Source organism: Corynebacterium sp. CMW7794, assembly GCF_001563605.1.
GTDB classification, from domain to species: domain Bacteria; phylum Actinomycetota; class Actinomycetes; order Mycobacteriales; family Mycobacteriaceae; genus Corynebacterium; species Corynebacterium phoceense.
The window spans coordinates 21,807-37,846 of sequence record NZ_KQ961773.1 but is presented as its reverse complement, the minus strand read 5'-3'; the positions used below and the strand labels follow the sequence as shown (position 1 = coordinate 37,846).

21 protein-coding genes and 1 pseudogene are annotated in these 16,040 nt (G+C 63.3%); 11 read left to right on the top strand and 11 right to left on the bottom strand.

Annotated elements, in window-relative coordinates; genetic code table 11:
* Positions 1-170 precede the first annotated feature (170 nt).
* The 5 genes and pseudogenes from HMPREF3227_RS11040 to HMPREF3227_RS13385 all read right to left on the bottom strand — a co-directional run.
* Complete coding sequence (locus HMPREF3227_RS11040) at positions 171-1,865, bottom strand: ABC transporter family substrate-binding protein (RefSeq protein ID WP_066489142.1); 1,695 nt, start codon at positions 1,863-1,865, stop codon at positions 171-173.
* A gap of 96 nt (positions 1,866-1,961) precedes the next feature.
* Complete coding sequence (locus tag HMPREF3227_RS11035; RefSeq protein ID WP_066489132.1) at positions 1,962-3,866, bottom strand: ABC transporter ATP-binding protein; 1,905 nt, start codon at positions 3,864-3,866, stop codon at positions 1,962-1,964.
* On the bottom strand, positions 3,863-4,903 hold the full coding sequence (locus HMPREF3227_RS11030) for an ABC transporter permease (RefSeq protein WP_082723248.1): 1,041 nt from the start codon (positions 4,901-4,903) through the stop codon (positions 3,863-3,865). The genes HMPREF3227_RS11035 and HMPREF3227_RS11030 overlap by 4 nt, the downstream gene beginning before the upstream one ends.
* Positions 4,904-5,887: an ABC transporter permease gene (locus HMPREF3227_RS11025; RefSeq protein WP_066489164.1), complete on the bottom strand. Its 984-nt coding sequence runs from the start codon at positions 5,885-5,887 to the stop codon at positions 4,904-4,906. It lies immediately after the preceding gene.
* A 450-nt stretch (positions 5,888-6,337) separates the two neighbouring features.
* Positions 6,338-6,520 (bottom strand): annotated as a pseudogene (locus HMPREF3227_RS13385) (ABC transporter ATP-binding protein); the annotation flags it as partial.
* A 27-nt stretch (positions 6,521-6,547) separates the two neighbouring features.
* Here HMPREF3227_RS13385 and HMPREF3227_RS11020 point away from each other — a divergent pair.
* Complete coding sequence (locus HMPREF3227_RS11020) at positions 6,548-7,231, top strand: hypothetical protein (protein WP_066489123.1); 684 nt, start codon at positions 6,548-6,550, stop codon at positions 7,229-7,231.
* Between the two features lie 117 nt (positions 7,232-7,348).
* On the opposite strand, the gene HMPREF3227_RS11015 is transcribed toward HMPREF3227_RS11020, so the two are convergent.
* Genes HMPREF3227_RS11015 through HMPREF3227_RS10990 form a run of 6 tightly spaced genes read right to left on the bottom strand, consistent with a single transcriptional unit; the run spans position 7,349 to position 10,468 of the window.
* A complete protein-coding gene (locus tag HMPREF3227_RS11015) occupies positions 7,349-7,906 on the bottom strand; it encodes a hypothetical protein (RefSeq protein ID WP_066489119.1) in 558 nt (185 codons plus the stop codon).
* The gene (locus HMPREF3227_RS11010) at positions 7,899-8,480 is read right to left on the bottom strand and encodes a DUF6286 domain-containing protein (protein ID WP_066489114.1); all 582 of its coding nucleotides are present in this window, start codon (positions 8,478-8,480) and stop codon (positions 7,899-7,901) included. The genes HMPREF3227_RS11015 and HMPREF3227_RS11010 overlap by 8 nt, the downstream gene beginning before the upstream one ends.
* Positions 8,477-9,439, bottom strand: a complete 963-nt coding sequence (locus HMPREF3227_RS11005; RefSeq protein WP_066489108.1) for an Asp23/Gls24 family envelope stress response protein — start codon at positions 9,437-9,439, stop codon at positions 8,477-8,479. Before HMPREF3227_RS11005 ends, HMPREF3227_RS11010 begins: the two co-directional genes overlap by 4 nt.
* Positions 9,439-9,630, bottom strand: coding sequence for a hypothetical protein (locus tag HMPREF3227_RS11000; protein WP_066489099.1), 192 nt, complete (start codon positions 9,628-9,630; stop codon positions 9,439-9,441). Before HMPREF3227_RS11000 ends, HMPREF3227_RS11005 begins: the two co-directional genes overlap by 1 nt.
* Positions 9,631-9,655: 25 nt before the next feature.
* The gene (locus tag HMPREF3227_RS10995; RefSeq protein WP_066489096.1) at positions 9,656-9,985 is read right to left on the bottom strand and encodes a hypothetical protein; all 330 of its coding nucleotides are present in this window, start codon (positions 9,983-9,985) and stop codon (positions 9,656-9,658) included.
* Positions 9,986-9,991: 6 nt separating this feature from the next.
* Complete coding sequence (locus HMPREF3227_RS10990; protein WP_066489094.1) at positions 9,992-10,468, bottom strand: Asp23/Gls24 family envelope stress response protein; 477 nt, start codon at positions 10,466-10,468, stop codon at positions 9,992-9,994.
* Between the two features lie 695 nt (positions 10,469-11,163).
* Between HMPREF3227_RS10990 and rpsJ the strand changes: the two genes are divergently transcribed.
* The 10 genes from rpsJ to rpmC are packed head-to-tail and all read left to right on the top strand — an operon-like array spanning position 11,164 to position 16,040.
* Positions 11,164-11,469 (top strand): 30S ribosomal protein S10, encoded by a 306-nt coding sequence (rpsJ, locus tag HMPREF3227_RS10985; RefSeq protein ID WP_003848085.1) that lies wholly within the window; start codon positions 11,164-11,166, stop codon positions 11,467-11,469.
* A 36-nt stretch (positions 11,470-11,505) separates the two neighbouring features.
* The gene (gene rplC / locus HMPREF3227_RS10980; protein ID WP_066489092.1) at positions 11,506-12,162 is read left to right on the top strand and encodes a 50S ribosomal protein L3; all 657 of its coding nucleotides are present in this window, start codon (positions 11,506-11,508) and stop codon (positions 12,160-12,162) included.
* A complete protein-coding gene (gene rplD, locus HMPREF3227_RS10975) occupies positions 12,159-12,821 on the top strand; it encodes a 50S ribosomal protein L4 (RefSeq protein ID WP_066489091.1) in 663 nt (220 codons plus the stop codon). Before rplC ends, rplD begins: the two co-directional genes overlap by 4 nt.
* Positions 12,821-13,123, top strand: coding sequence for a 50S ribosomal protein L23 (gene rplW, locus HMPREF3227_RS10970; protein WP_066489088.1), 303 nt, complete (start codon positions 12,821-12,823; stop codon positions 13,121-13,123). Before rplD ends, rplW begins: the two co-directional genes overlap by 1 nt.
* Before the next feature lie 26 nt (positions 13,124-13,149).
* Positions 13,150-13,986: a 50S ribosomal protein L2 gene (gene rplB / locus HMPREF3227_RS10965; protein WP_066489085.1), complete on the top strand. Its 837-nt coding sequence runs from the start codon at positions 13,150-13,152 to the stop codon at positions 13,984-13,986.
* A gap of 13 nt (positions 13,987-13,999) precedes the next feature.
* Entirely contained in the window at positions 14,000-14,278 is a 279-nt protein-coding gene (rpsS, locus tag HMPREF3227_RS10960) for a 30S ribosomal protein S19 (protein ID WP_066489082.1), read from the top strand.
* A 3-nt stretch (positions 14,279-14,281) separates the two neighbouring features.
* Complete coding sequence (rplV, locus tag HMPREF3227_RS10955; RefSeq protein ID WP_066489072.1) at positions 14,282-14,644, top strand: 50S ribosomal protein L22; 363 nt, start codon at positions 14,282-14,284, stop codon at positions 14,642-14,644.
* Positions 14,644-15,390, top strand: a complete 747-nt coding sequence (gene rpsC, locus HMPREF3227_RS10950) for a 30S ribosomal protein S3 (RefSeq protein WP_066489069.1) — start codon at positions 14,644-14,646, stop codon at positions 15,388-15,390. The genes rplV and rpsC overlap by 1 nt, the downstream gene beginning before the upstream one ends.
* 3 nt (positions 15,391-15,393) lie before the next feature.
* Positions 15,394-15,810 carry a 50S ribosomal protein L16 gene (gene rplP / locus HMPREF3227_RS10945; protein WP_066489064.1) on the top strand — a complete coding sequence of 139 codons (417 nt, stop codon included), beginning with the start codon at positions 15,394-15,396 and terminating at the stop codon, positions 15,808-15,810.
* Entirely contained in the window at positions 15,810-16,040 is a 231-nt protein-coding gene (gene rpmC / locus HMPREF3227_RS10940; RefSeq protein ID WP_066489061.1) for a 50S ribosomal protein L29, read from the top strand. The genes rplP and rpmC overlap by 1 nt, the downstream gene beginning before the upstream one ends.

The following is a 16,040-nucleotide window of genomic DNA, read 5'->3' as shown; positions in this document are numbered from 1 at the left end:
GAAAAAGAGAGACGGCGACGTCTACTACAAAGGCAACGACGGCAGGATTTACAAACGCCGGGAATTCGGACCCGACGTGCCGTGTAACTAGCGCCAAGACGCGAAAGACCCGCTCCCTACGAGGGGAAGCGGGCTACTCGGCGTGCCGTGACGGCGTGGTGATTAGGAAATTACTTCTCCCAGCCGATGTCTTCCTTCGGGATGACTGCAAAGCCAAGGGCGCCGATGTTGGCAAGTCCCTTCTTCACACCCTGCATGTCAGCACCGTTGGCGTAGGGCATGAGACCAAAGTGGCCGAAGGCTTCCTTCTCCAGCTCATTGGCGCGCTTGGTCTGCTCTTCGGCGGTCGGCAGCTTCTGCAGCTCTTCGATCTTCTTGTCCAGCTCGGCCGAACCCGTGCCAGACTTGTTGAGCTCGGAGTCAGAGGCGTAGGTCTGGTTGAAGTATGCGGGACCGAAAGGATCCGAGGAACGGAAACCGCTTGCGATGATGTCGAAGTCCTTCTCACTCATAATCTTGGAGAAGTCAGAGGAAGGACGCTCTTCGACCTGCATGTCGACGCCCACGTCACGCAGCATCTTCTGAAGGGCTGCGGCGGTGGACTTGACCATCTCGGAGTCGCCGGTCGAGACGTAGCGGATGGACAACGGCTGGCCGTCCTTCTCCATGATGCCCTCGGAGTTAGCGGTGTAGCCAGCTTCCTCGAAGAGCGACTTAGCCTTGTCCTTGTCGAAGCTGACGACCTCGCTGAAGTTGTCCTGGTACCCCTCCTGGGTGCCGAACATCACCAGGGAACCCGGCAGCTCTTCGGTGTAGCCCAGACCGTTAAAGCGCACAGCGGCAAGCTGCGTGCGGTCAATACCGGTCATAATGCCCTCGCGGACCTTCTCGTCCTTGAGAGCCGGAGCTTCCGAGTTGAGCGTGAGGAGGTAGTTAGCCGGAAGCATCGCGGCACGAATATCGATGGCGTCGCCCATGCCCTTGGCAATGGTCATGTTGTTCTTGGTGCCGACAGAAGCGGCGTCGATCTCACCGGCCTGGAAGGCGTTGATGGTCGCTTGAGACTCCATCTGACGGTAGGTGACCTTCTCCAGCTTGGGGGCATCACCCCACCACTTCTCGTTCGGGACGAAGGTGACGGTGCCACCGTTGAAGTCAGCGTTTTCGACCTTGAACGGACCCGCGCCGTATTCAGGGTGAAGCTTGTTGAGGTACGCCTCGTTGTACAGCTCAGTGGTGTTGATAGCTGGGTGCAGGAGCTGGTTGAAGAGGCCCTGCCACCATGGGTAGACGCCGTCGAAGGTGACAACGGCTTCCTTGTCGTTGGCGCCAGCTTCGACCGACGTGATGCGCTCGTAGCCGTCAGTCGAGTTGACCTGGTTGCCCTCCTGCTCACCGTTGTTCATCTTCCAGGTGTTTTCGAAGGCCTTCCAGTCGATGGGGGTGTCATCGTTGTACTTTGCCTCATCGCGGATGGTGAACGTGACGACGGTGTTGCCGTCCTTTTCTTCGTCCTTGACCTCGGAGATGTAGTCCGGGTTTGCGGTGTAGTTGCCCTCGCCGTCGAAGAGTGCGATTTGCGGGTTGTACCAGCTCCATACGGAACGCGTATCCGAGGTCATGTTGGCGTGGAACACGTTTTGCTGCTCGGTGATTTCGCCGATCGGTAGCGTGAGCGTACCGCCGTCCTTGAGCTCGTTGCGCGACTTCTCGTTGTAGTCGCCGGACGGCTTGACTTCGACCTGAGCCTCGCCGGAGCCAGACGCAGAGTCGGAGGAGCCACCGCAGGCAGAAAGCGCAAGGGCAAGGGTGGCCATGGTCGCGACGCTGGCAATGCGCAGACGCGACGGACGTAACGAAGACATAAGAGTTCTCCTTTATGGATGAGACAAAGTGGGGCTATGCAGTTATAAGCGTGGAAAGTTTGTGTCCGACCTGCACGGTGGCAGGCCGGAGTCGTGCTACTTCTTGGCGAGCGCAGCGCGTTCGGCCTGACGTGCACGCGCGACTGCAGGATCCGGGATCGGAATGGCCGCCAGTAGCTTGCGCGTGTACTCATGCTGCGGGTGGTCAAAGATCTCGTCGGTGTCGCCGTGCTCGACGAACTGGCCCTTGTACATCACCGCAACGCGATCGGAGAGGTGGCGGACCACCGAGAGATCGTGGGCGACGAAGAGGTAGGACAGGCCCAGCTTGCGCTTGAGCTCTTCGAGCAGGTTGATCACGCCGGCCTGGATGGACACGTCGAGTGCGGAGACCGGCTCGTCGAGGACGATGACGGACGGGTTCGTCGCGAGTGCACGGGCCAGGCCGATGCGCTGGCGCTGGCCGCCGGAGAAGTGCCCCGGGAAGCGGTCGAGCTGCGAGGCATCGAGGCCCACGAGCTTCATGAGCTCCGCGACGCGGGCGTCGACGTCGCCCGCGTAGCCCAGCGACTCGAGGGGCTCGGCGATGACCTCGCGAACCGTGAGGCGCGGATTAAGCGAGCTCATCGGGTCCTGGAAGACGATCTGCATGTCCTTGCGGGCCTCACGGCGCTCGGCGCGCGACATGGAGTTCGCGTCCTTGCCGTTGAGGATGACCACGCCGTCCTTCGGGTCGAGGTCCATGATCTCGAGCAGGGTCGTGGTCTTGCCGCAGCCGGATTCGCCGACGATGGCCATGCACTCGCCTTCGCGGATATCGAAGGTAAGCCCATCGACGGCCTTGACGGTGCCCACGCGCCGCTTGACGAGCGCGCCCTTCATGAGCGGGAATTCCTTGCGCAGGTCCTTGACCTCGAGTGTGGTCTTGCGGTCTTCGCGCGGGATGCCCTCGAACGAGTCGGGGGAAAGCGGCGGGACCTTGAACATGCGCTCGCCGTTAATCATGCCGTCGTGGATTTCGGCGCTGCGGACGCAGGCCGTGAGGTGCGCGGGGGCATCGGCAAGCGGGGTCAGCGGGGGCTCGCCCTTGAGGCAGGCGTCGATGGCCACGGGGCAGCGCTGCGCGAATTGGCAGCGGTCGTGGAGGTCGACGAGGATGGGCGGGTTGCCCTCGATGGGCGTGAGCGGCTCGTTGGAGCTCACGTCCGGGCGCGGCGTGGAGCCGAGCAGACCCACCGTGTACGGCATGCGCGGGTGGTTGAAGATGGTGTCTACATCGCCGCGCTCGACGGGGCGGCCGGCGTACATGACCATGACGTCGTCCGCGGTCTCCGCGACGACGCCCATGTCGTGGGTAATCATGATGGTCGCTGCACCGGTCTCGCGCTGGGCGACCTTGATGACGTCGAGGATCTGAGCCTGGATGGTCACGTCGAGCGCCGTGGTGGGCTCGTCCGCGATGAGCACACGCGGGTTATTCGCAATCGCGATGGCAATGACCACGCGCTGGCGCATACCGCCGGAGAACTCGTGCGGGAAGGACTTGAGACGCAGCTTGGGGTCCGGGATGCCCACGAGCTCGAGGAGTGCCTCGGCCTGCTTGAGCGCGTTGGACTTGGAGACGTTCTGGTGCGCCTGGATGGCCTCGACGATCTGCGTGCCGATGTCGAAGACCGGCGTGAGCGCGGAGAGCGGATCCTGGAAGATCATGCCGATGCCCTGGCCGCGGATCTCGGACATTTGCTTGTCCGTGAGTCCCAGCAGCTCGCGACCGTCGAACTTTACGGAGCCGGTGATCTTCGCGTAGTCCGGCAGCAGGCCCATGATGGACATGGAGGTCACGGACTTACCGGAGCCGGACTCGCCCACGATGCCGAGCGTGCGGCCGGGGTAGAGGTTGAAGTCGACGCCGCGGACGGCGGAGACGGAGCCTGCCTCGGACGGGAAGGAGACGTGGAGGTCCTTGACGGAGAGGACGGGTTGTTCGTTGGGGTGTGTCATGCCTTGCCACCAGACTTGGAGTTCGGGTCGAGAGCGTCGCGCAGACCGTCGCCGATAAAGGCCATGGAGACGGTGAGCAGCGTCAGGGTGATTGCAGGAACGTAGAACTGCCACGGGGCAGACTGCACGCTGGCGGTGCCGCCTTGGAGCAACGTACCGAGGGAGACATCGGGAAGCTTGACGCCCAAGCCCAGGAAGGACAGGGCGGTCTCGGAGCCGACGGTGCCGACGACGCCGAAGACGAACTGGATGATAAGCAGCGAGCCGATGTTGGGAATGACGTGGCGGATGACCGTCTTGAAACGGGAAACGCCCATGTAGTCCGCGGCGCGGACGTAATCCTGTTCACGCACCGTGAGCGCCAGCGACCAGATGACGCGGGCCTGATACATCCAACCGAAAGCGATGAGCACGACGATGAGCAGGCGCCAGTCGCCGCCCGAGTCGGAGACCACGAGGGCGATGAGGAGGAAGGTCGGGATGGACAGGAGGAAGTGGATGACGGCGAGGACGGCCTTTTCCACCTTGCCGCCCCACAGTGCTGCACCGGCGCCCACGAGCGCGGAGATGACGAGCGTGAAGAGCGAGACGAGGATGGCGATGGTAAGCGAGCGGCCGAGGCCGTGGACCACCTGCGCGTAGAGGTCGTTGCCGGCGTCCGTCGTGCCGAGCCAGTGCTCGGGGCTCGGCGGCGTGGACAAGTTGAGGAAGTCCGGGTCACGGTAGTCCCACTGGGCGAAGAACCCGCCGAAGACGGCTACGAGAATGAGGAAGACGAGGATAGCCAGGCCCACGACCGCCATCTTGTTGCGGAAGTAGCGGCGGACGTAGAGCTTCCAGCGGGCGGTGCCCTTGGCGACGCCGTCAGCGCCCGGCTCGGACTTGAGCTCCGCGATGAGCGTGGACTGCGCCTCGGCTGTGTTGAGTCGCTGGCCGGCGTGGAGCTCGGACTGCGCAGAGAGCTCGCTCATGGGCTCGTGTTCGGGCGTGTGGGGGTTGAGGTTGGGGTTGTTCCCCTTCGGAGTATTCGCAGACATTTAGCTCACCCGGACTCGTGGATCGAGGGCGACAACAACGAGGTCAGCGAGGACTGCGGAGACGGCCGTCATGGCAGCGCCGAACGCGGCCACACCAACGGCACCGTTGATGTCGTTCTTAGAGATGGTTTCGAGGAAGTACTGGCCCATGCCGTTCCAGCCGAAGATGCGCTCCGTCATGACCGCGCCGGTGAAGATACCAGGGACGGAGAACGCGACGGAGGTCGCGACCGGAATGATGGAGGTGCGCAGGGCGTGCTTGCGGATGGCCTGCTGGCGCGTGAGGCCCTTCGCGCGGGCGGTGCGCACGTAGTCCGCGTTTAAGTTATCGAGCAGGAGCGTGCGCTGCGTCATGTGGTAGCCCGCGTAACTGATAAAGACAAGCGAGATGGTAGGCAGGATGAGGTGCTGCAGGGCGTCGAGCAGCTTGTTAGCAAAGCCCTCCACGCCGAGGGAGCTGGCGCCCACAACGTAGAAGATGCGGGAACCGGTGGCCTCATTGATCCACAAGGCGATGGCGACGACCACGATGGACGCGACGACGACGTGCGTGTTCATCGCGACGATGGAAATGCCTTGCCATACGCGGTCGCCCCACTTGTATTGGTGCGAAGCGGTATAGACGCCCACGGCCACGCCGATGACGATGGAGAGGATGGTGGACAGCAGGAGCAGCTGGGCCGAGACCCAGATGCGGTAGCTGATCTGGTCGTTGACGAAGTCGCCCACGGGGGAGCGCCCCCAGTCCCAGTGCAGGAGGATGTTGGTGAGCCACGTCCACCAACGCTCAAGGAGAGGCGTTTCGGGGCTCAAGTTGTAGGGCTCGAGCATCGCGTTGATCTGATCGTTGGACAGAGGCGGACGGCGTCCGATGTAATTCGAGCGTGGGTCGAGGAACGTCGCCGCCAAAAAGTAGGCGATGTTCGTCGCCAGGAAGATCATGAGCAGCCAGCCCAGGGTCTTCCTAATGAGGTATTTGAACATGGTGTCTCCGAGAAGATCCGGCTGCATGTCCGGCCGGATTGAGAGTAATGGTCGCAACCGCGTCTTCCTTGGGGAGGGAAAACGCGCTTGGGAATAATTTATCGCCCTGTTAGTTGTGGCACAAAAGGGGTGATGGGGTGACGGTAATCCCCAATAGTCCGACAGATTTATGCGAGAGAATATAACGCTGTGACCTGCGGTTTCCACTCCTTCGTCGGGTGAATATTAATAATATGATCCAGATTGCAATTCATGCGGGGGTGGAAATCGGGCCTAGTGTGCATAAAACTGCTGTCGTTTCATACATTTTTGGAGCTAATTATTCGTGTCCGCCTGGCCGCATGCGGGGCAGCCGTGGAGCTGGGGTGAGAGTGTGACGCGTCGCGTGGGGCTAGTGTGGGCCCGGAAAACACGGCCCGGAAAACACGAGGGGCGGCCGTGCGCGGCGGGTTACTCGGTGAGGCCGAGGTTTTCTCCGGTGCCGATTTCGATGTGGAGGCCCGGCACGGACTCGATGAGGTTCTTTGTGTAGGCCTCCTTCGGGTGATCGAAGAGATCGTCCACGCGGCCGTGCTCGACAAGGCGGCCTTTCTCCATCACGACCACATCGTCTGCCGTTTGGCGCACTACAGACCCGTGCGACGAATAGAGTGGGACACTATGCAGGACCCCACCCGTATCGCCCCCACCCTCGAAGCACTGCGCCGTGCGTGGGAAGGCGAGCCTGATCTCAGCCTCCCCACGCTCTTCGCGATGCTCGCCAACGAGGGGCTTGGATGGGGCGCCTCGGACGCGGATCTCGTCGCCGCTCTTGAGACTCGCGCCGCGGTGCGCCCCGGCTTCCTACCCGCGGAGGGTACGTATCTCATCCGTTGCGACCGCGCGCTCGTTACCGTCGACGGCCGCACCGCTATCGTCCGGGGCCAGTCCCAACCGGTGGTCTGGGAGTATTCCCGCGCCCGTCCCACCGGTCCCGGCCGGCCCCTCGTGCTTGCCGATGCCGCCGGCACCGAGCACCGCCTCGGGGTCGTCGAATCCATCTCCCGCGTGGACCCCGCAGCACTCGCGCGCGCCGGGCGCCCGCTGGCAGGCCTCAAGCGCCGCAGCCTGGGCGAGCGTGTCTATGTCCTGCGCACCGCCGAACCCGAGTCGACGATTCTGCTTGACCACGGCCTTCATGTCTTCACGCCCGCCCGCCGGACGCTCGCCCGCGAGGATCTCTCCTGGCAGCGGATCGTCACCGGTGCCGTGGGCGAGACGCTCACGGTCGAGCTGCCCGGGGCTCGCATGCGCGACTTCGGCACGGTGACGCAGATTCTCATCGCCGCGGCAGAAGTCGGCTAGAGCCACGGCAGGAAAGCAATGTCTCAATAGCAATGACCGCAGGTCGCCGATTCGTGTGGAGAATCGGCGACCTGCGGATAGTGCCAACGGGACATGGCCTTCGTCCCCGCCGGGCGTTTAGGCCGTGATGCGTGAGTAGTGGAGCTTATAGACCGTCTCCAGCTCGGAGTCGGGGAAGGCTGCTCGAAAGTCGCGCTCGGTTTGCTCGGCGAGGGCGACGAGATCCGCGAAGGGAGTCTCGGGCTTGGCCTGGATGGCAAAGGTCGCTTGCTGGTGGCCGCGGTCCCAGGCGACGCGGCGCTCGACCTTCTCCACACCCTCAGCGTTTTCCATGGAGGAGGCGATGCCGCCGATGATGGGGTTCATCTGCAGCGCGATGGAGCCGTCGTCATTGGAGGCCTCCGAGGACACCTTGTTGATGCGGTGCACCTTGAACGTTGCGACGATGATCCAGAAAGCGAGAATGGTGCAGAGGATGGCCGCCGCGCCGAGGGCCCACGGCCACCACGCGTGGGTGGGAAGTGCGGCCCAGATGCCGTGGTCGACCCAGCGGGTGAGCTCGACAATGGGCCCGACGTCGAAGTGCAGCAGGATGGGCCACACGCCCAGCGCGATGAGGAGCAGGCCAAGGATGATGAAGAGCGTGCGCAGAATTCCAGCGAGGCGTTTAGACATTGGTGTCGACCTCCTCGATGCGCTCGACGGTGACGGAAAGCGGCGCGGGGTGGGCGAGCGACGCGAGTTCCTCATTGACGACTTCACGCACGCGGGTCGCGAGGTTCTCGTCCTCGATGTCGCCGTTGATGATGAGGTGGATGCCCTTCTTTCCGGCGGTCGTGCGCGCGGCACCCACGCCAGGAACCTTGCGCGCAGTTGCGGAGCACCGGCGGGCGATGTCGACCTGGCGCGTCCAACCGGAGACCGTGTCGCTCGCGAGTTCCACGTGGGTGTGACGGCGCGGACGGAGCGCAGCGTAGAGCACGAGCAGGCCGACTACGATGCCGGCGGCGCCGCCCCACAGCATCCAAGGCGCGATGGCTGCGGAGCCCTGGGCGTCGGCGCTCATGACGTCGATGAAGGGCTGCGTCCACGAGTCGACGGTGGCGTGCGTCGACACGCGCCACGCCTCACGGCCGAAGACCGCGGCGAGAGCGAGGAGCGCCAGGCTGAGCAGCAGCGCCCACCAACGCACGATGGGCTCGCCCTTGGGTTCTTGGCCGCGGGATGTGACGGCGGCGTCGGTGCTCATGGCTGCTCCTTTCCGAACAGTGGGATGATCTCGATGGCGCGCAGCGGCTCGGGGTCTGGGGCCTGGACATGACGGTGGCGCGCGAAGGACTCAATCGTCAGCGGACGCAGCGGCTGCGGCGTGGGTGCGCTGGGCGACCATGGAGTGACGGGTGCCGGGGCAGCGACGCGGGCGAGCGGCTGCTCGGGCGGAATCTCGGGAGAACGCAGCGGCAGCGGTGCCGGGGTGGAGACCGCGCGGAGCGGCGCAGACGCGGCGGAGTGCGCGGCGACCTCGACCGGGAGCGGCACGAAGTCCGGTGTCGCTTCGGGCGAGCGCACGGCAGGTGCTGTGGGAGTGTCCGGCGAGACGATATGCACCGTGTTCGTCGTGGTGGTCGGGCGCAGTGGACGCGGCTCGGGTATCGCGGGCGAGACGATGCGCGAAGGCGCGGCCTCGGGATGCCACGGTTGCTTCGTCACGTGCGCGGCGACGTTTTCTGCGGTGACGCGCTCGCCCGGGATGGTGTGCCCGACGATGACGTTGACGCGAGTGGGCTGGAAGCCACTCATGGCGACGACTTCCTCTGCGATGGCGGAGCGTACGCGCGCGGCAATGTCGGTGACAGGCGAGGGCCATACGGTGGCGATGGCGACGTCGATGGCCACGGTCCACGTGTCCGGGTCCATCTGGATGGCCATGCGCGGAAAGTTCTGTCCGCCGATCTTCTTCCACGTGCCCGAGACCTTGGCGGTGCCGGGAACGCGCGCGATAGCGGCCGACACGATATATTCCATCGTGCGCAGGCCGAGCCGGTTGGAGCCGTGATGGTGGGCCGTGTCCATGATGGCGGGTGCCGAGACGGCGTCATCAGCATTGATGCCTCCGGGAGCAGCGGCGGCCGCCGCGTTGAGTCCCGGTGTGATGGTCTCCGGCGTGACATTCGTCCACGCGCCGGGGGAGGGCGAGGCATGCGTCATTATCCGCGACCCTTGCCAATCATCTGGTTCCACAGATCCAGCACGTTGAGCTTGCCATCGAAGTGGGCGCCGGCGAGCCCGCCCACGACGGCCAGCACGACGGAGAGGAGCAGAAGCTGCCACCCGCCGAAGTAGGCCAGGAACGCGAGCGCGATGCCTGCCACGATGCCCAGCGTGGTGTAGTTCTTCATCGGAGGCCTTTCTTTACTGTGTTTTCTATCGTGTCGTGTGCTTATCGGGCGCGGCAACGTCGGCGATGACGACGTCGAGGCGCGTGAGTTCCGGGACGGCGCGGCGAGCCGCAGCCTGGACGGCGGGGCCAAGCTCCGTGAGCGGTGGGCCGTCGAAGGCGGCGACCACGTGCGTCTCGATCTGTGTGTCGTCCTTCGGACTCAGGAACCGCAGGCCCGGAATACGCTCGCCCGGAAAGAGCAGCGCCACCTCTCCGTAGCGCCCCGGCGCCAAATCTGCGACGCCGGGCACCGCGCGCAGCGCGGTGACCAGGTCGCGTGCCTGCTCGAGGGATAAAAGGAAGCGTTCCGCCATGCGGGCTTAGGCTTGGGGCTCGACGGCGGTGGAGGGGGCATCGGCAGGCTCGGCCTCCTTGGGCAGGCGCACGTCGTGGACGGTGACGTCCACGCGATTGACCTCCAGGCCCGTCATGCGCTCGATGGCGGTCATGATATTGCGACGGATGGCCTCCGCGAGCTCGTGGATGGCGACGCCGTACTCCGCGATGATGGCGACGGCGACGGTGGCCGCGCCGTTCGCGACCTCGACGTCGACGCCCTGGCGGACGTCCTCAGTGCCGCCGAAGGACTCGCGAATGGAGCCCATCATGCGGGCGCCGCCGCCACCGAGGGCTGCCACGCCGGAGACCTCGCGGGCGGCGATACCGGCGATCTTGGAGACGACCGTGGTCTCGATGGTCGTGGTGCCGAACTCGGTCTCGAGATTCTTATTGACGTGCTGCTCGGTGGTGGCGGGCTCGGTGCTCTGCGTGGCTTCCGGCGTGGTGTTCTCGGCCATGGTGTGGTGCCCTTTCTTAACGTGCGAATGCTTTATATATAAGGATAGGCCCGGGGCCGCCGGGCGCGTGGTATCTACCGTAGTGCGAAACGCGCTTTCCGTGGGGGCGGTCGCGCGACGTTGCCGCAGGTTGATGCTTAAACGTGATTTTCGGCACTTTGCTGGCAGAGGTTTGTCTTATGTGGCGCGACGTGCTTAAATACAGGGGTTGCTTTAACAGGGCAATGCAAGCCAGGCGCGAGCGAGCTCGCGCGTTAGGTTGGGCATTGACGCTGGTAGGGCGAACATGACGCCTTTGCAGTTGTAGCGGGATTTCCTTCGGAATCAACGGCAACGAGAAGGTCTGTTTATCGGGTAAGGCCCGCGACTTAAGTAGTGGCACACCCCGAGAGGCAGAACCAGAGAAGGGGCATGGCAAATAAACAGCGGCAGTATACGAATGGATTTAAGCGTTTCACGCCCCAATCCCTTCCTATGTGATTGACATTCGGGTCTTGTACCCCGTCATAAGCACTGCGACTGGTTATTGAGCCGGCTCGCATCTTGTGGTCATCATGGATTTAAATCAACCACTGGCGTTGAGCCTGGACCTTGTCTGGACAACGTTATAGAGAAATCGAGAAGCAATTTCCCACCGCTTCACGCCCCGGATACGCCGGGAATGTGAATGTGGGGAAGCGAGGAAGAGGATAAGCGTGGCGGGACAAAAAATCCGCATTCGGCTGAAGGCCTACGACCACGAGGCAATTGACGCTTCTGCAAAGAAGATTGTCGAGACCGTCACCCGTACGGGTGCTCGTGTTGTCGGCCCGGTGCCACTCCCCACCGAAAAGAACGTATACGCCGTTATTCGTTCTCCGCACAAGTACAAGGACTCTCGCGAGCACTTCGAGATGCGCACTCACAAGCGCCTCATCGACATTCTCGACCCGACTCCGAAGACCGTTGATGCCCTTATGCGCATCGACCTTCCGGCAAGCGTCGACGTCAACATTCAGTAGCGTTCGACTAGAGAACTAATTGGTGGAGAACTAACAATGAGTGAAAACGAGATCAAGGGCATTCTGGGCACGAAGCTCGGCATGACCCAGGTCTTCGACGAGGACAACCGCGTTGTGCCGGTCACCGTCGTCGAGGCTGGGCCGTGCGTCGTTACCCAGATTCGTACCGTTGAAACCGATGGCTACAACGCCATCCAGATCGCCTTTGGCGAAATCGCCCCGCGCAAGGTCAACAAGCCGGGCACGGGCCACTTCAAGAAGGCTGGCGTGACCCCGCGCCGCCACGTCGCCGAGATCCGCATGGACGACACCTCTGCATACGAGGTCGGCCAGGAAGTTAAGGCTGACATCTTCGAGGGCATCACCTTCGTCGACGTCACCGGCACGACCAAGGGTCACGGCTACGCCGGCGCCATGAAGCGCCACGGCTTTGCCGGCCAGGGCGCTGCCCACGGTAACCAGGCTGCTCACCGTCGCGTTGGCGGTATCGGCGCCTGCGCTACCCCGGCACGTGTCTTCAAGGGCACCCGCATGGCAGGCCGCATGGGCCGTGACCGCGTCACGACCCAGAACCTGAAGATTCAGAAGATCGATGCCGAGTCCAACCTGCTGCTCATCAAGGGTGCTATCCCGGGTGCGCGCGGCGGCCTCGTCACCGTTAAGACCGCAGTGAAGGGCGGTGCACACGCATGAGCAACCTCAAGCTAGACGTCCTGACCGCTGACGGTAAGACCAACGGCTCCGTTGATCTGCCGGCCGAGATCTTTGACACCGAGGCATCCATCGCTTTGATGCACCAGGTTGTCAACGCTCAGCTTGCAGCAGCACGCCAGGGCACCCACAAGGCCAAGACCCGCGGCGAGGTCCGCGGTGGTGGCCGTAAGCCGTTCCGCCAGAAGGGCACCGGCCGCGCACGCCAGGGCTCGATCCGCGCACCGCACTACACCGGTGGCGGCATCTCCCACGGCCCGGTTCCGCGCGACTACGCCCAGCGCACCCCGAAGCGCATGATCAAGCAGGCCCTCTTCGGTGCCCTGTCTGACCGTGCACGCAACGAGCGCATCCACGTCGTCGAAGAGCTCGTTCCGGGCCAGACGCCCTCGACCAAGTCTGCTAAGGCTTTCATCGAGCGCATCTCCTCGAACAAGAACGTGCTACTGGTCCTCGGCCGTGAAGACGTGACTGCTCGCCGCAGCGCCAACAACCTGCCCAACGTCCACATCCTGGACGCTGGCCAGCTCAACACCTACGACGTCCTCAACTCGGACGACGTGGTGTTCTCCGTTGAGGCTCTGCACACCTTCGTCACCCGCGCAACTGGCGCTGACAAGAAAGCAGAGGAGGAGAACTAATGGCTAAGATCGCTAACCCGCGCGACATCATCCTCGCACCGGTCGTCTCCGAGAAGTCCTACGGTCTGATGGAGCAGAACACTTACACGTTCTTCGTCAACCCGGACTCCAACAAGACCCAGATCAAGGATGCCATCGAGCAGATCTTCGGCGTTGAGGTCGACTCCGTGAACACCGCAAACCGTGCCGGCAAGCGCAAGCGCACCCGCACCGGTTTCGGCCAGCGTAAGTCCACCAAGCGCGCCTACGTGACTCTGCGTGAAGGCAGCGACGCTATCGACATCTTTGGCGCTCAAGCGTAAGAGAAGGTCGAGGTAAAGGAAAAACTATGGCTATTCGTAAGTACAAGCCGACAACCCCGGGTCGCCGCCAGAGCTCCGTCTCCCAGTTCGAGGAGATCACTCGCTCGACCCCGGAGAAGTCCCTGCTGCGTCCCCTGTCTAAGACCGGTGGCCGCAACAACTACGGTCGCATCACCACCCGCCACATCGGCGGTGGCCACAAGCGCCGTTACCGTCTGATCGACTTCCGTCGTTCGGACAAGGACGGTATCCCGGCCAAGGTCGCTCACATCGAGTACGACCCGAACCGTACCGCCAACATTGCACTGCTGCACTACCGTGACGGTGAGAAGCGCTACATCATCGCCCCCAAGGGCCTGACGCAGGGCACCATCGTCGAGTCGGGCGCTAACGCAGATATCAAGGTGGGCAACAACCTGCCGCTGCGCAACATCCCGACTGGTACCACGATCCACGCAGTCGAGCTCAAGCCGGGCGCTGGCGCTAAGCTGGCCCGCTCTGCTGGTGCTTCCATCCAGCTGCTGGGTAAGGAAGGCAAGTACGCCATCCTGCGTATGCCGTCTTCTGAAATCCGCCGCGTCGACATCCGTTGCCGCGCCACCGTGGGTGAGGTCGGCAACGCTGACCAGATGAACATCCGCTGGGGCAAGGCTGGCCGTATGCGCTGGAAGGGCGTTCGCCCGACCGTCCGTGGTGTCGTTATGAACCCGGTCGACCACCCGCACGGTGGTGGTGAGGGTAAGACCTCCGGTGGTCGCCACCCGGTGTCCCCGTGGGGTCACAAGGAGGGTCGCACCCGCAACCCGAACCGTTACTCGAACAATATGATCGTGCGCCGTCGTCGCCCGAACAAGAAGCGCTAAGAGGAGGTAAACAATGCCACGCAGCCTTAAGAAGGGCCCGTTCGTCGATGAGCACCTCCTCAACAAGGTGGATGCTCAGAACGAGGCCGGCACCAAGCAGGTCATCAAGACCTGGTCTCGCCGCTCGACCATTCTCCCCGATTTCATTGGCCACACTTTCGCCGTCCACGACGGTCGCAAGCACGTGCCGGTGTTCATCGAGGACTCCATGGTCGGTCACAAGCTCGGTGAGTTCGCACCAACCAAGACCTTTAAGGGTCACGTCAAGGCCGACACGAAGGGACGTCGATAAGCGATGAGTGACACCATCACCTCCGCATCCGCAACGGCCCGCTACGTCCGCGTCACCCCGATGAAGGCACGCCGCGTCATCGATCTGGTTCGCGGTAAGTCAGTAGCAGAGGCACTTGCCATCCTGAAGTACGCTCCGCAGGACGCCGCTAAGCCGGTGGCCAAGGTTGTCGCTTCCGCGGCCGCCAACGCTGAGAACAACTTCGGTCTGGATCCGCGCACGCTCGTTATCTCCGAGGCTTACGCCAACGAGGGCCCGACCATGCGTCGTTTCCAGCCCCGCGCACAGGGTCGCGCGTTCATGATCCGCAAGCGCACCAGCCACATCACCGTGGTTGTCGAAAGCCAGAAGGAAGGTGCCAAGTAATGGGCCAGAAAATCCATCCTCACGGCCTCCGTCTGGGTATCTCCACCGAGTGGAAGACCCACTGGTTCGCCGACAAGGACTACGCCAACTACGTGGCTGAGGACATCAAGATCCGTCAGTACCTCGAGAAGGGCCTCGACCGCGCCGGCATCGCCGACGTCGTCATCGAGCGCACCCGCGACCGCGTTCGCGTCGACATTCACACCGCCCGCCCGGGCATCGTGATTGGCCGCCGTGGCGCTGAGGCCGACCGCATCCGCCGCGAGCTCGAGAAGCTCACCGGCAAGATGGTTGCCCTCAACATTCTCGAGGTCAAGCAGGTCGACGCCAACGCGACCCTCGTTGCTCAGTCCATCGCTGAGCAGCTGGTCAACCGCGTTGCTTTCCGTCGTGCCATGCGTAAGGCCATCCAGTCCGCTATGCGCCAGCCGCAGGTCAAGGGCATCAAGGTGCTCCTGTCCGGTCGTCTGGGCGGCGCCGAGATGTCCCGCAACGAGCGCTACCACGAGGGTCGCGTTCCGCTGCACACCCTGCGCGCAGAGATCGATTACGGCACCGCAGAGGCTCACACCACGTTCGGCCGCATTGGCGTCAAGGTGTGGATCTACAAGGGTGACGTCATCGGCGGCGTCAAGGAGTCCGATTTGAACGCTCCGGCTGCTGGCCGTGGCCGCGGCGACCGCAACGGTCGCCCGCGCCGTGGTGGCCAGCGCCGTCAGCGCGCACAGCAGAAGCAGGAGGGCTAATCCATGCTGATTCCTAAGCGCGTTAAGTACCGCCGCCAGCACCGCCCGACTCGTACGGGTGTGTCCAAGGGCGGTAACCGCATCGCTTTCGGTGACTACGCCATCCAGGCTCTCGAGCCGGCATACATCACCAACCGTCAGATTGAGGCCGCACGTATTGCCATCAACCGCCACGTCAAGCGTGGTGGCAAGGTGTGGATCAACATTTTCCCGGACCGTCCGTTGACCCAGAAGCCGCTCGGCGTGCGTATGGGTTCCGGTAAGGGCCCGGTTGAGAAGTGGGTCGCCAACGTTAAGCCGGGCCGCGTCCTCTTCGAGATGTCCTACCCGACCGAGGAAGTTGCTATCGAGGCTCTGCGCCGTGCGGCTCAGAAGCTTCCCTGCAAGGTCCGCATCATCAAGAAGGAGGACCAGTTCTAATGGCAACCGGTACCCCCGCGCACGAGTTCCGTGAGCTCGACAATGCTGAGCTGGAGACCCGCCTCAAGGACGCGAAGGAAGAGCTGTTCAACCTTCGTTTCCAGAAGGCCACTGGCCAGCTGACCAACAACCAGCGCATCGGCACTGTTAAGCGCGACATCGCCCGCATCTACACCGTTCTTCGCGAGCGCGAGCTGGGCCTGTCCGTTGTTCCGGGAGCTGAGGCTTAA